This window comes from Nocardia sp. CA-119907 (genome assembly GCF_050955995.1).
Classification (GTDB): Bacteria; Actinomycetota; Actinomycetes; order Mycobacteriales; family Mycobacteriaceae; genus Nocardia.
Genome location: NZ_CP192091.1, coordinates 2,012,806 through 2,025,642 on the forward strand (window position 1 = coordinate 2,012,806; position 12,837 = coordinate 2,025,642).

The window sequence follows — 12,837 nt, forward strand, 5'->3', positions numbered from 1 at the left end:
TTTGCTGCAGCGGCTTCCGTCGTTCCAGGCCCCCCAACTGCTTGCGCCGCGTCCAGATAGCATCTGCTGTATCGAGCCTTCGGGGTCCGAAGAGTTCCGTCGAGCGTAGTCGAATGGTGGTCGCACACGCTGCATTCAACCGCCACATCAGTACGTTCGGCGTGCTGCTGGAGCGGGTAGTGCAGCGAGCTATTTGGACGCGGCACTAGTGCGGAGCGCGACTGGCAAATGCGCAGCGGCTGAGGAGTAGGAAGGCTTGGTTGTGCCGATCATTGGCCGAAACCTGTCATCCGACCGAACGCCGGGATCATTTATGCCGGAGCCTGATAGGCCCTCGGCCGCAGCGAGGAATCCTGAGTCAGGATCAGGTGGTGCAGGCGTTGCAATTCGTGTCCTGGCTCGATGCCCAAGGTGTCGACCAATGTGGTGCGGGAGCGGTGGTAGACGTTCAGGGCGTCGGCTTGGCGGCCGCTGCGGTAGAGGGCGAGCATGTATTGGCGGTGGAAGCTTTCGCGCAATGGTGCTGTGGTGGTGAGTAATTCGAGTTCGGGGGTGATTTCGCGGTGTCGTCCGCAGGCCAGTTCGGCGTCGAAGCAGTCCTCGTAGGCGTTGAGGCGTTCGTCCTCGATGGCGGTCAATTCGCTCCAGAGGATGCCGTTTTCGACCAGATCGGCCAGTGCGTTGCCGGACCACATGCCGATCGCCTCGCGCAGGTGCAGGCGTCCGCGCGCCGGTGCGCCCGCATCGAGTTCGGCGCGGCCGAGCCGGGCCAGCTTGCGAAAGCGGTAGAGGTCGACCGCTTCCGGGTCGACGCGGAGGCGATAGCCCGGGACCTGGGTCAATAACGCCGTGGCCGATTCGCCGTCCGCGTGCGCGAAAACCTTGCGGATCGCGGAGACCGCGTTCTGCACGATCTTGCGCGCCGTCGGCGGTGGATCCCCGTGCCACAGCGCATCACGGATGCGGCTGGTCGGGACGACCTGATTGTCGTGTAGGAGCAGATAGCCGAGCACCGCCCGGCGGGTCACCCCGCCGAGATCGATCTCGGCACCGTAGGCGCTGATATCCAACGCGCCGAGGACACGGAATTCCATTGTGCCGCCTCCCGATTGAGCCACTGTCGCGGTATCAACCAGGTGTATCAGGGGCGATGGTCGGCGAGGTACCCCTACCCGCGGCACCCTTACTAGTTGACGGCGCGTTCGCGCCCCTGCCAGAACTGGTCGCGCAACTCGCGCCGCAGGATCTTGCCGCTCGCATTGCGGGGCAGGAAGTCGATGAAGGCGAAGTGCTGCGGCCGTTTGAAACTGGCCAGCCTGTCGCGCAGGAACAGGGTGAGCTCGTGCGGGGTCACGGTCTGTCCGGGGACAAGCGCGATGAACGCGTGCACCGTTTCACCCCACCGGTCATCGGGGGCGCCGACGACCGCGGCCTCGCGCACGGCCGGATGCGCGACGATGACGTTCTCCACTTCGGCGGGATAGACGTTCTCACCCGCGACAATGATCATGTCCTTGATCCGGTCGCTGATATACAGATAACCGTCCTGATCCAGATATCCGGCATCGCCGGTGTGGATCCAGCCGTCGACGAGGGTGGCCGCGGTGGCATCGGGCCGGTGCCAGTACTCCAGCATCGGCGCGGGCCCGTGCACCACCACCTCGCCGACCTCACCCGGCGGCAACCGGTTTCCGTCCCGATCCAGCACCTCGATCCGCGCGCCCCGATAGGGGAATCCGGCCGAGCGCAGCCGCGGATTGCCCACCCAGTGGTCCTCGGGCGGCAGAAACGTCATGGGCGTCGCGGTTTCGGTCATTCCGTAGAACTGCAGGAACTGGCAGCCGAATTGCGCCATGCACTGGGCGAGCATGTCCTCGGGTATCGGGGATCCGCCATAGGCGACCAACCGCAGCTTGCCGAAATCGGCCGCACTCACCCCGGGTTCGACGAGGATCAGCGCCAGCATGATCGGCACCGCGTAGACGGCGGTTACTCCGCGCGTCCGGATGGCCTCCAGCGATAGTCCCGGCGTGTACTCGGGCAGGACCACCGTGACGATGCCATCGATCAATCCCTGCACCACCCAGGCCAGGCCCGCGATATGGAATCCGGGAATCACCACCAGCGCTACATCGTCCTCGGGCACCTCCAGCCACGCCAACTCCGATTCATGGCGTACATCGCGCACCGCGAACAGACTCTGCTGGGCGATGACGACACCCTTCGACTTCCCGGTCGTACCGCTGGTGTACATCTGCAGCAGCGGGTCGAACCGCGAAACCGCGCTCTCCGGCGGCGAATCCGGCTGGTCGCCGTACCATGCGACGAATCCCGCCCCGGCGAGCCCGGCGCGATCCATCCGATGCAGCGTGACCTCCACAGGCACCTCGACCAATGCGCTCTCGGCAGCGGCCTCGCGGCCCGCGTCGACGAAGAGCACCTTGCAGCCGGAATCGCCCAGCACATGTGCGATTTCGGCGACGGTGAGCCGCCAATTGATCGGCACCAGCACGATTCCGGTATGCGCGGCCGCGATCACCAGCTCGTAGAACCGTGCGCTGTCGTGTCCGAGATAGCCGATCCGGTCGCCAGCGACAAGCCCCTCCGCCAGCAGGGCGTTCGCCGCCCGGCAGGAATTCCGGTGCAGGGCGGCGTAAGTCGTCTCCTGCGCGCCGCAGATCAGGGCCACCGCGTCCGGCCGATGCAGCGCATGTTCGCCGATCACCGTCGGGAGTCCGATCGTGCTCGATTCCATAGTGGACTGCGACATCATGTGCTCCTGAATTCCGAATGCGGGCCACGGTGGTTGTCGACGAACCCGCCAATGACGCTATCGACGTGCGGTAATCGCGCAGTAACCGCGAAAAGCGTGCGCGCGGTGCATTTTCGGATACACGTACACGCGCGACGCATAGGGGGCAGCGATAGGGGTTGGCCCGCCGAAGCCGCTGCGGTGCAGTGGTCGCGGAACCGAACCGGGTGTTCGGGGGAGGTGCGAACACGAAGCTCGAGGAGACCGATGATGCACTCGCCCACTGTTGTTCCGCCACCACGCCTCGCACATGCCGTCGAAGGCCTGCGTGTGCGCCTGCGACGGCTGGTCCAACGCCTCGCGCCAGCACCGATCGCGGTGCTCGAACTGGCCGAGGGCTGGATGATGACCCAGGCGCTCTACACCGCCGCCGAGCTCGGCATCGCTGACGTGCTCGCCGACGGCCCGTGCTCGGCACAGCGAATCGCGGCCGCGGTGGACGCCGATCCGGACGCGACCTACCGCTTGCTGCGGGCACTTGCCAGCGGAGGTGTCTTCGCCGAACTGCCCGGACGCCGCTTCGCGCTCACTCCGATGGCCGAGAGCATGCGCACGGACTCGCCGAGAACCGTGCGGCCGGTGCTGTTGATGCTCGGCCATCCCGTGGTCTGGGCCTCGCGCGGGCAACTGGTCCACGCGGTCGAGACCGGTCGATCGGGTCATGAATTGGCCCACGGCACAACAGGGTTCGAATATCTGGGGATGAATCCCGAATTCGCCAACGGCTTCCACGAGGCGATGAAGGCGACCACCCAGCTCGCGGTGGGGGCGATCCTGGCCGCCTACGACTTCACCCGATTCGACCGGATCGTCGATGTCGGCGGCGGCAGCGGATATCTGCTCGCCGCCATCCTACGCGCCGCTCCGCGCGCCAAAGGTATTGTCTACGATCTGGATTCGGCCACCGCAACCACCGCGGACATCTTCGACCGCGCCGGGGTGGCCGAACGCGGCGCGATCGAGAACGGCTCATTCTTCGATGCCGCACCGCCCGGCGCGGATGCCTACGTGCTCAAGCACATCATTCACGACTGGCCCGACGAGGCGGCCCTGAAAATCCTGCGTACGGTGCGCACGGCGATCACCGCGCACGGCAGGTTGCTACTGATCGAATGTGTCGTCCCGCCGCGCAACCGGGCGCACTTCAGTCTCTGGCTCGACCTGGAGGTGCTGCTGTCCATCGGCGGCCGGGAACGCACCGCGGCCGAATACCGCGACCTGCTCGCGCGCGGCGGCTTCCGGCTGCGTCGGGTGGTGGCGACGGCCGGGCCGCATTCGATTGTCGAGGCGGTGCCGGAGGTAGGGGAGGGTTAGAACTCGCCGGCGGTCGCGGGATCCGGTAGCGCGCCCTCGGCGGTCCGTAGTCGGTCGGTGAGGGCCGTGAGCAGGTCCATGGACTCCGTGGACAGGCCCAGCGCCAGATGTACCAGGTGGCGTAGTGGGCTACTCATGATCTGATTCGCCAGCAGCAGGTCGTGGTCACAGGATCTGGGCAGGTAGTCGAGATTCACGGCGCGGTTCTCACAATCTGTCATCTGTTCCGGATTACCAGTCGCTACGGCGATTACTCGCGCTACAGCAGGTACGGCCGTCGGACCCGATGCGCAGGTCATCCGGTGCGAACCACTCCGGCATTGTGACGCACATCGCACAGACTCCTTCGCTGTGCCGTGGTCGAATGTTTCGCGGTTCGTCCGGACTCGATCATGGACATTAGCGTCTAATATTCGGGCAACCGGAGACCACCCCTCCGATCGACCCCTACCGAAGGGCAGAACAGTGGCGTTCGCCGATTACCAGAACGAGATCTACTTCGCCGCACTCGGTGGACACGCACCGGAATTTCCGATGGACTACGCGACGCTCGAGGCGAAGGCCGCCGCCGCGCTGCCCGCATCGCTGCACTCCTATATCGCCGGCGGTGCCGGGGACGAGCTGACCCAGCGGCGCAATGTCGAGGCCTTCGCGGACTGGGGTGTGGTGCCGCGGATGCTCGTCGGCGCGACGCAGCGCGACCTGTCGGTCAGCGCGTGGGGACTCACCTTCCCGAGTCCGATCTTCATGGCCCCGGTCGGGGTGATCGGGTTGGTCGGAGACAAGCACGGTGATATCGCGGTCGCCCAGGCCGCCGCGAAAACCGGTGTGCCCGCGCTCTTCTCGACGCTGATGGAGGATCCGCTGGAGGAGGTCATCGGGCATGCGGGCAGCACGCCGAGCTTCTTCCAGCTGTACACCCCCAAGGACCGCGACCTCGCCGCGAGCCTGGTGAGCCGGGCCGAGCAGGCCGGATATCGCGGCATCACCGTCACCTTGGACACCTGGGTGCCGGGCTGGCGTCCGCGCGATCTGTCCAGCGGCAACTTTCCGCAGCTGCGCGGGCACGTCCTGAAGAACTACACCGCCGATCCCGTCTTTCAGAAGATGGTCGGTTCGAACGACCCACAGTCCATCGTGCTGCACTGGGTTCAGACCTTCGGCAATCCGCTCACCTGGGACGATCTGGTCTGGCTTCGGTCACTGACCGAACTGCCGATCATTCTCAAGGGCATCTCCCATCCCGATGACGCGCGCCGGGCGATCGATGCGGGCGTCGACGGCATCTACTGCTCCAATCACGGTGGGCGCCAAGCCAATGGCGGTCTCAGCGCGCTCGCGACACTGCCCGGGGTGGTCGAAGCCTGTGACGATCAGGTGCCGGTGCTCTTCGACTCCGGTGTGCGCTCGGGCACCGATGTGATCAAGGCGCTCGGGTTGGGTGCGACCATGGTCGGCATCGGCCGTCCGTACGTGTACGGCCTTGCGCTGGGCGGGGTTTCGGGTCTGGTGCATGTGCTCCGGATGCTGCTGGCGGAGGCCGATCTGCTGATGGCGGTGAACGGATATCCGGATATCGCCGCGGTCCGGGAGAATATCCGGCCGAGTCGCTGAATCAGGGCGTCATCAGGCAGACCAGGAAACGGGTCAGTACCTCGGTGATCCCGGCGAGGTCGGTGCGCGGATCTCCGGTACTCCACTGCTGCACCAGGGCGAGCAGCGCACCGAGATATCCGGTCACTGCGGCATCGAACCCACCGGGCGGCACGAAATCCGGTCCGAGCGCCCGCCGGATCTGGTCTTCGAAGAATGCCATCCACAGCCCGCGCTGCTCGAGCCTGCGCCGCTCGACTCGCTCGCTGACCCCGACGACCTCGATATGTGCGATCCGGGCCCGGCGCGGGTCGCGACCGATCGACTCCGCATAGGCCCGCACCGCCGCCTGGGCCCGGCCGACCGCATCACCCGGTGCGGTCGCGGCCGTCGCGGCGGTGACCGCCTGCCTGGTCTCGACCTGGATCATGTCGTAGACCGCGATCAGCAGATCTTCGCGATTGTCGAAATGCTCGTAGAACTGGCTGCGCGCCAACCCGGCCGCCCGGCACAGCGCGGTGATCGAACTGCCCTGATACCCCTGCTCTCCGAATACCGCCACCCCGGCGGCCAGGAATTCCTGGCGACGTTGGGCCCGCCGGTCCGCGACGGGTCGTCCGTCGTACATCCGCGGTGTTGGGCCAGCAGTCACCCGAGGACAATATCGGTCCCGCACGGGCCACGGCGCGGCTGCGGTGTGCGGCCCGCGACGAGTGCCACTACCGTGGGGCGGCGAATCCGGACCCGATCGCTGGGAGATGAGCGTGCCATTATCGACGATCGAGAATGCGGCGGTGCCGTCCGCGGCAATCTCCGCGCCGCAGCGCCGCACCATCCCCGCACCGGCCTTCTTGGCGATCTCGGTGCTCGGCACGGCCGCCGGTATCTGCTATCTCGTGCAGGTTCTCGAAACGCCGCAGGTGATGATGCATCTGATGGATCTCAGCGTCTACCAGATCGCCGGGAACCGGGTGGTCGACGGCGTTTCCGTCTATGACACCCCATTGCTCGGCCACACCCGCGGCGTCTGGGAGTTCGTCTACACACCGTTCGCCGCCCTGCTGTTCGTGCCGCTGGCCGGCCTCCATGGCGACCTGTACACCTATGTCGGCGCGTTGGGGAACTTCGCGATGCTGACCGGGTCGGTCTGGGCGGCATTGTCGATGCTCGGCTACCGGCGCGACCGGCGGCTGGTGCTGGTGGGCCTGCCGATCACCGGATTGTTGATGTGGTGCGAGCCGGTGCGCGAAACCATGGCCTTCGGTCAGATCAATATCTTCCTGCTGTTGCTGGTGCTCGCGGATATGGCACTGCCCGATTCATCGCGCTGGAAGGGTGTGCTGACCGGGATCGCGGCCGGAATCAAACTGACCCCCGCGTTCTTCGTGCTGTATCTATTGGTCACGCGCAGGTACCGCGCCGCCGTGACGGCGATCGGCGCATGTGTGGCGACCGTCCTGATCGGTCTCGCGGCCATGCCCAAGGATTCGCTGACATTCTGGAGCGGCGCCTTCGCCGATCCCACCCGCGTCGGCGTGCCGGAGAACCCACGCAACGAATCGCTGCGCGGCCTGCTCGCCCGCACCATCGGTGTCGACGGAGTACACCAATTGCTCTGGCTGGCAGTTGCTTTCGTCATCGCGGCAAGCTGCCTGCTGCTGGCGCGGCGGCTGTCGCTGACCGGATACGAACTGCCCGCCGTCGTACTGTGCGGACTCACCACCACCGCGGTATCCCCGTACAGCTGGGTACATCACTGGGTCTGGCTCGCACCACTGCTGGTGTATCTGGCCGACCTGGCATTGCGCCGGGGCGGGGTGGCCGCACCGCTCGGATTTCTGGTGGCGCTGGCGGCCGCATCGGGCGGTGTGATATCCCTGTTCGATCCCGGGGTGGTCAGCATTTTCGACTATCCCCCGGGCAGCCACCTCACGACGTTCTTCCACAACGGGTACATCTGGCTGACCTTCGCGCTGTTCGCGGCCGCCGCGGTGAAGTTGCCTCGCACGGTGGACCAGCCGATCGACGACCGCGTCACAACGGTCCACTGACCCGCCCCAGGGTGCGTAGGCCTGCTACCTGATCGGGTCCGCGGGAACCCGCGCGCGAGCCGAGCCGAGCGAAGGCCGTTCGACTGGTCATCTGCTGCCACCCGCTGTGGTCAGCGACCTGTTCGGCGTGTGCCTGACCACCGCGCACACCCGGCTGGCCCGAACCAACTGGGCCGCCTACCTCGCCGCCCGCACCACACCAACGACGCGCCAGCTACCGATCGCCCGATCACAAGTCCCGGCGACGCATCACGACGACGACGGCGAGATCGGCCGCAGCTGTCGATGCGGTCATGGCCGCTCGCCGATCGGCGTCGGTCTTTCGACTGCGCGTGGTGTGGCATGCGGTGTGGCGGCCATCTTCATGAGTACGAGCCCGAAGACGAGGGCGAGTGGCAATTGGATCACGGTGTACACCGCCGGCGGAAGCGCCATCTGCTCGCTGCCGATCACAGTGCGCGCGATGACGATCGCCATCACCGCATTGTGCAGACCGATTTCGAACGAACACGCCACCGCCTGCGCATGGACCACGCTGACCAGCCGAGGAAGCGAGTAACCCAACGCGAGGTTCACCGCGCCGAATGTCGCGGTAGCCCCGGCAAGGTGACCGAAGTTGTCGGCAAGGATCTCCCAATTCTGCACCAGCGCGGCGACGATGAGGACAACAACCAGAGCCAGCGACGTGATGCGGACCGGCCGGTCCAAGCGCCGCGCGATCGTTGCGCGCCGTTGGCGAATGAACATCCCGATGGCCACCGGAACCAGCACGATGGCGAAGACCTCGACGGCCTTGCCGAACTGTAGGCCGAGCGCCCCGTCACCGGCGGCGTAATGGAGGACCGCGAAGTTGTAGATGACGGGCATCGTCACAATGGCCAGCACCGAGTTGATCGCGGTCAAACTGACGTTGAGGGCAACGTCACCACCGAACAAGTGGCTGTAGAGATTCGCGATCGGCCCTCCGGGGGATGCTGCCAGCAGCATCATGCCGACAGCGAGGATCGGGGAGAGCCCGAACAGGTAGATCAGGCCAACGCACACGGCCGGAAGCACAAGAAGCTGAGTCAGCAGCGCCGCCAAGACCGCCCGCGGCCGGTGAGCGATGCGTGCGAAGTCGCCGACGGTCAGACCAAGGCCCAGGCCGAGCATGACCATGCCCATCCCCACCGGCAGAGCGGTACTCACCAGGTCCATGTCGCACCTCCCGCAGGTGCAGGGGTCGGTCGGTTCCACGCCGCGTCGGGTAGCCGCTCTCGCATCGTTGATACGCCTTTGCTTTCATGCGGCATCTTTGTGATGCCGGATATACAAAATGCGGACAAACGCTACGCGCGGCCACTCGACTTGCACATAGTGAAAACTCGACTTCAGTCGCGGCGTCGGACTGTCACATCGAGGCCCCGTCGGCCACGCGCTGCCCCCGGCCCGATCAGTGCGGCGATCCGAGGGCCGAGTTCGGCGCAACTGCTGAGCAGAATCGGGGCCAACTCGGTGATCTCGGTCGCGTCGGTCGCGTCGGCGCGGGAGGCGATCGAAAGGGAACCCAGGGGCGTGCCGGACTCCGGATTCAGCAGGGGAGCCGAGATCCCTGTCATAGACGCATGATTCTGGCTGTGGCTCACCGAATAACCGGCGCGACGGATGCGCTCGAGTTCTTCGCGGCTCGGCCGCCGCTCCGATGCGGGGCAATTGGCCAGGATGGCGTCGGCCTCCTCCGGCGGCAAGTGAGCCAGGATGGCCAATCCGCTCGCGCCGGAGGTCAACGGCGACCGTTCACCTACGACGACCTGGTCGCGCAAGGGGTGTGATGGCGAGGGCACGCCGACGGTCAGCACCCGGTGGCTGCCGGAGCGCAGATGCATGGCGGCGGAGTGGCCGGTAACCGTCACCAAGCGGGTGACCACCGGGTAGGTGGCGCGCAATAACGGCGGGTCCGGCCCGACCAGCACTGCCAACGCCACCGACCTGCTGCCAAGTCGGTATCCGACGCGTGCCGCGTGATCGACATAGCCCTCCGCCTCCAGGCGTCGCAGGGTGCGGTAGGTCGCCGTCTCGTTCAGTCCCGAGCGGGCGGCGATGCGTGCCAGGGTGGCGGGCTGCTCGAGCCCCGCCAGTGCTTCCAGGATTTCCAGACCGCGCAGAACGCCCTGAGCTCCGGACCTGGTCGGGGACATGTCTTCTCCTTCGAAACCTTTATCTGCACATTGTGCAGTCTGTGTTGTCGGTCACATGGCATGGCTTGTGACATTGCTGCACTCAACCGATCACAGGCAAGGACGAGGTATCTGTCCGCCGCGCGACAGCGGCAGGCACGCGGCGCGGTCTCGTGTCCGCATTCTTGGAAATCGAGAGGAAACAACAATGATGAGGAAAATCGTCGCGGCGGCCGCTGCTCTGGTCGCCGGAGTCGGGATTGCCTCCGGCTCGGCCAGCGCGCGGCCCGCTCCGGATGGGACGGTCGACTTCACGGCTTACGCCACCGATGCCCAGTCCATTATTACGACCGATGCCGGCTCCATGGTCGTCGAGGACGGGGTATTCAAGGTCAAGGCGGTCGACGGCACGGTGCTCACCGGAATGCCGCTGAAGTTCCGGGTCGATGACTTCGAGTTCCCGATCGTGGCCGAAATCGCCGGGCGCACAGCGAGGTTGACGCCTCAGCTCGAAATGGCTCACGCGGTGTACAAGCCGGCGGCTCTGCCGTTCGAGGACAAGGCGCCGTGGAAGAACGAGTACGACCGTGAGCAGGCCGCGTGGTCCCGGATGACCAGCACCATCACCACGGGTGCGATTGTCGGCACCCTGGTCGGTGGTATCGGCGGCGCGGCGGTCGGTTGTGTGCTGGGTGGCGTCGCCGGCGCGACGGTCGCTTCGGCGGCGATCGTCGGGCTGTTCGGCGCGTTCATCCCGGCTGCGGCCGTTGGCTGCCTCGGCGGGATCGTCGCGGTCGGCGCTCTCGGCACCGTCGTGGGTCAGTTGCTGGTGACCGCACCGATCACGATCGGGGCCGCCGTCCAGTACCTCACCACGATCAGCCAACCGCCGGTCCAGGCCAAGTAGACAACCCCGGAGGACTCGACGAACGCGGGGGACACCGGCCCCGCCCGGCAACTGCGCCGGGCGGGGCTTTCCGAACGGACGCGTCGAACGTGTGATGTTTTGCCGAATCGGTTGTGCGGCGCAACCGCGGCAATGGGTCAAAGCAGGCATGTCGGTGATCGAAAAGGCGCATAATTCGGGCAAGGCTGCTCGGCGATCGGAAGGTGGCGACGGCCGTGACCACAACTCAGTTGGAAGTTGTTCGGCCCTATCCACGGCGGGTCGGGCCCAAGGGCTCCTATTTCTGGAAAATGATCACGACCACCGATCCGAAGGTGCTCGGGGTCATGTACTTGACCACCGCGATGACCTTCTTCTTCATCGGTGGTCTCATCGCGTTGTTGATGCGCGGTGAGCTGGCCCGTCCGGGGATGCAGTTCCTGTCGACCGAGCAGTTCAACCAGCTGTTCACCATGCACGGCACGATCATGCTGCTGTTCTACGCGACGCCGATCCTGTTCGGTTTCGCCAATTGCGTCCTACCGCTGCAGATCGGCGCGCCGGATGTGGCCTTCCCCCGGCTCAATGCCCTCAGCTACTGGCTGTATCTATTCGGCGCGACGATCGCCACGGCGGGCTTCGTCACCCCCGGCGGCGCGGCCGACTTCGGCTGGACCGGCTATGTCCCGCTGAGCACCATCGAGCATGCGCCGGGTGCGGGTGCGGATCTGTGGATCATGGGCCTCGCGGTCTCCGGTGTCGGAACCATTCTCGGCGGCGTCAATATGATCACCACGGTGATCTGCCTGCGGTGTCCGGGCATGACCATGTTCCGGATGCCCATCTTCACCTGGAACATCCTGGTCACCAGCATCCTCATCCTGCTCGCCTTCCCGATTCTGACCGCGGCGCTGATGGCGCTGGCCTTCGACCGGCATCTCGGCGGACATATCTACGATCCGGGCACCGGTGGAGTCCTGTTGTGGCAGCACCTGTTCTGGTTCTTCGGCCACCCCGAGGTGTACATCGTCGCGCTGCCGTTCTTCGGGATCGTCACCGAAATCTTCCCGGTGTTCAGCCGCAAGCCGCTGTTCGGCTACACCACCCTGGTGTACGCGACGCTGTCCATCGGCGCGCTGTCGATCGCGGTGTGGGCGCACCACATGTACGCCACCGGCGCCGTGCTGCTGCCGTACTTCTCGTTCATGACCTTCCTGATCGCGGTCCCCACAGGTGTGAAGTTCTTCAACTGGATCGGCACCATGTGGCGCGGACAGCTGACCTTCGAAACCCCCATGCTGTTCTCGGTCGGCTTCCTGGTGACCTTCCTGTTCGGCGGTCTCTCCGGTGTCATCCTGGCGAGCCCGCCACTCGATTTCCATGTCACCGATAGCTATTTCGTGGTCGCACACTTCCACTATGTGCTCTTCGGCACCATCGTCTTCGCGACATTCGCCGGCATCTACTTCTGGTTCCCCAAGATGACCGGCAGGCTGCTCGATGAACGCCTCGGCAAGTGGCACTTCTGGACCACCTTCGTGGGCTTCCACACCACGTTCCTGGTGCAGCACTGGCTGGGTGCGGAGGGCATGCCGCGTCGTTATGCCGACTACCTGCCCAGCGACGGATTCACCACGCTGAACACCATTTCCACGATCGGCGCCTTCATCCTGGGCGCGTCGATGCTGCCGTTCATCTGGAACGTCTTCAAGAGCTACCGCTACGGCGAGGTGGTGACCGTGGACGATCCGTGGGGCTACGGCAACTCGCTGGAGTGGGCCACCACCTGCCCGCCGCCGCGGCACAACTTCTACGAGCTGCCGCGGATCCGCTCCGAACGTCCCGCCTTCGAGCTGCACTACCCGCATATGGTCGATCGCATGCGCTCGGAATTGCATGTCGGCTGGGGCTCGGGCGCCAAACACGCCGCGGCGGTCGCCGAACACGCCGAAGCCGAGACCGAAGCTCCTCGGGCAGAACCGTAGTCAGCGCCCTGAGGGCCATAACCCGCACCCCGATGGCCGC

11 protein-coding genes are annotated in these 12,837 nt (G+C 65.7%); 5 read left to right on the forward strand and 6 right to left on the reverse strand.

All coding sequences use genetic code 11. The annotated features are described in order from the left end of the window. Positions 1 to 311: 311 nt before the first annotated feature. Positions 312 to 1,094 carry an AfsR/SARP family transcriptional regulator gene (locus ACQP2D_RS08945; protein ID WP_433683233.1) on the reverse strand — a complete coding sequence of 261 codons (783 nt, stop codon included), beginning with the start codon at positions 1,092 to 1,094 and terminating at the stop codon, positions 312 to 314. 92 nt (positions 1,095 to 1,186) lie between these two features. After that, entirely contained in the window at positions 1,187 to 2,770 is a 1,584-nt protein-coding gene (locus ACQP2D_RS08950) for a long-chain-fatty-acid--CoA ligase (RefSeq protein ID WP_433683234.1), read from the reverse strand. Between the two features lie 252 nt (positions 2,771 to 3,022). Here ACQP2D_RS08950 and ACQP2D_RS08955 point away from each other — a divergent pair, with 252 nt between their 5' ends. After that, positions 3,023 to 4,126, forward strand: coding sequence for a methyltransferase (locus ACQP2D_RS08955; RefSeq protein ID WP_433683235.1), 1,104 nt, complete (start codon positions 3,023 to 3,025; stop codon positions 4,124 to 4,126). Here ACQP2D_RS08955 and ACQP2D_RS08960 read toward each other — a convergent pair. Beyond that, complete coding sequence (locus ACQP2D_RS08960; RefSeq protein ID WP_433683236.1) at positions 4,123 to 4,347, reverse strand: hypothetical protein; 225 nt, start codon at positions 4,345 to 4,347, stop codon at positions 4,123 to 4,125. The genes ACQP2D_RS08955 and ACQP2D_RS08960 overlap by 4 nt on opposite strands. Positions 4,348 to 4,591: 244 nt before the next feature. On the opposite strand from ACQP2D_RS08960, the gene ACQP2D_RS08965 reads away from it, so the two are divergent. After that, positions 4,592 to 5,740: an alpha-hydroxy-acid oxidizing protein gene (locus ACQP2D_RS08965; protein ID WP_433683237.1), complete on the forward strand. Its 1,149-nt coding sequence runs from the start codon at positions 4,592 to 4,594 to the stop codon at positions 5,738 to 5,740. Between the two features lies 1 nt (position 5,741). Here the strand turns inward: ACQP2D_RS08965 and ACQP2D_RS08970 are convergent, their stop codons facing one another. Then, the gene (locus tag ACQP2D_RS08970; RefSeq protein ID WP_433683238.1) at positions 5,742 to 6,371 is read right to left on the reverse strand and encodes a TetR/AcrR family transcriptional regulator; all 630 of its coding nucleotides are present in this window, start codon (positions 6,369 to 6,371) and stop codon (positions 5,742 to 5,744) included. A 106-nt stretch (positions 6,372 to 6,477) separates the two neighbouring features. Here ACQP2D_RS08970 and ACQP2D_RS08975 point away from each other — a divergent pair, with 106 nt between their 5' ends. Then, on the forward strand, positions 6,478 to 7,770 hold the full coding sequence (locus tag ACQP2D_RS08975; protein ID WP_433683239.1) for a glycosyltransferase 87 family protein: 1,293 nt from the start codon (positions 6,478 to 6,480) through the stop codon (positions 7,768 to 7,770). Positions 7,771 to 8,061: 291 nt separating this feature from the next. Here the strand turns inward: ACQP2D_RS08975 and ACQP2D_RS08980 are convergent, their stop codons facing one another. Together ACQP2D_RS08980 and ACQP2D_RS08985 are read right to left on the reverse strand one after the other, a co-directional pair. Beyond that, positions 8,062 to 8,967, reverse strand: a complete 906-nt coding sequence (locus ACQP2D_RS08980; RefSeq protein WP_433683240.1) for a bile acid:sodium symporter family protein — start codon at positions 8,965 to 8,967, stop codon at positions 8,062 to 8,064. A gap of 173 nt (positions 8,968 to 9,140) precedes the next feature. Further along, positions 9,141 to 9,947 (reverse strand): IclR family transcriptional regulator, encoded by an 807-nt coding sequence (locus ACQP2D_RS08985; RefSeq protein WP_433683241.1) that lies wholly within the window; start codon positions 9,945 to 9,947, stop codon positions 9,141 to 9,143. Between the two features lie 190 nt (positions 9,948 to 10,137). Between ACQP2D_RS08985 and ACQP2D_RS08990 the strand changes: the two genes are divergently transcribed. Both ACQP2D_RS08990 and ctaD read left to right on the forward strand, forming a co-directional pair. After that, positions 10,138 to 10,833 (forward strand): hypothetical protein, encoded by a 696-nt coding sequence (locus ACQP2D_RS08990; RefSeq protein WP_433685590.1) that lies wholly within the window; start codon positions 10,138 to 10,140, stop codon positions 10,831 to 10,833. Between the two features lie 215 nt (positions 10,834 to 11,048). Further along, on the forward strand, positions 11,049 to 12,797 hold the full coding sequence (gene ctaD / locus ACQP2D_RS08995) for an aa3-type cytochrome oxidase subunit I (protein ID WP_433683242.1): 1,749 nt from the start codon (positions 11,049 to 11,051) through the stop codon (positions 12,795 to 12,797). The last annotated feature ends 40 nt before the right edge of the window (positions 12,798 to 12,837 follow it).

What these genes read in the sequence shown, in the direction of transcription:
- ACQP2D_RS08945 (WP_433683233.1), bottom strand. Translation starts at nt 1,094, where the DNA reads ATGGAATTCCGTGTCCTCGGCGCGTTGGATATCAGCGCCTACGGTGCC.
- ACQP2D_RS08950 (WP_433683234.1), bottom strand. Translation starts at nt 2,770, where the DNA reads ATGTCGCAGTCCACTATGGAATCGAGCACGATCGGACTCCCGACGGTG.
- ACQP2D_RS08955 (WP_433683235.1), top strand. Translation starts at nt 3,023, where the DNA reads ATGCACTCGCCCACTGTTGTTCCGCCACCACGCCTCGCACATGCCGTC.
- ACQP2D_RS08960 (WP_433683236.1), bottom strand. Translation starts at nt 4,347, where the DNA reads ATGACAGATTGTGAGAACCGCGCCGTGAATCTCGACTACCTGCCCAGA.
- ACQP2D_RS08975 (WP_433683239.1), top strand. Translation starts at nt 6,478, where the DNA reads ATGAGCGTGCCATTATCGACGATCGAGAATGCGGCGGTGCCGTCCGCG.
- ACQP2D_RS08980 (WP_433683240.1), bottom strand. Translation starts at nt 8,967, where the DNA reads ATGGACCTGGTGAGTACCGCTCTGCCGGTGGGGATGGGCATGGTCATG.
- ACQP2D_RS08985 (WP_433683241.1), bottom strand. Translation starts at nt 9,947, where the DNA reads ATGTCCCCGACCAGGTCCGGAGCTCAGGGCGTTCTGCGCGGTCTGGAA.
- ACQP2D_RS08990 (WP_433685590.1), top strand. Translation starts at nt 10,138, where the DNA reads ATGAGGAAAATCGTCGCGGCGGCCGCTGCTCTGGTCGCCGGAGTCGGG.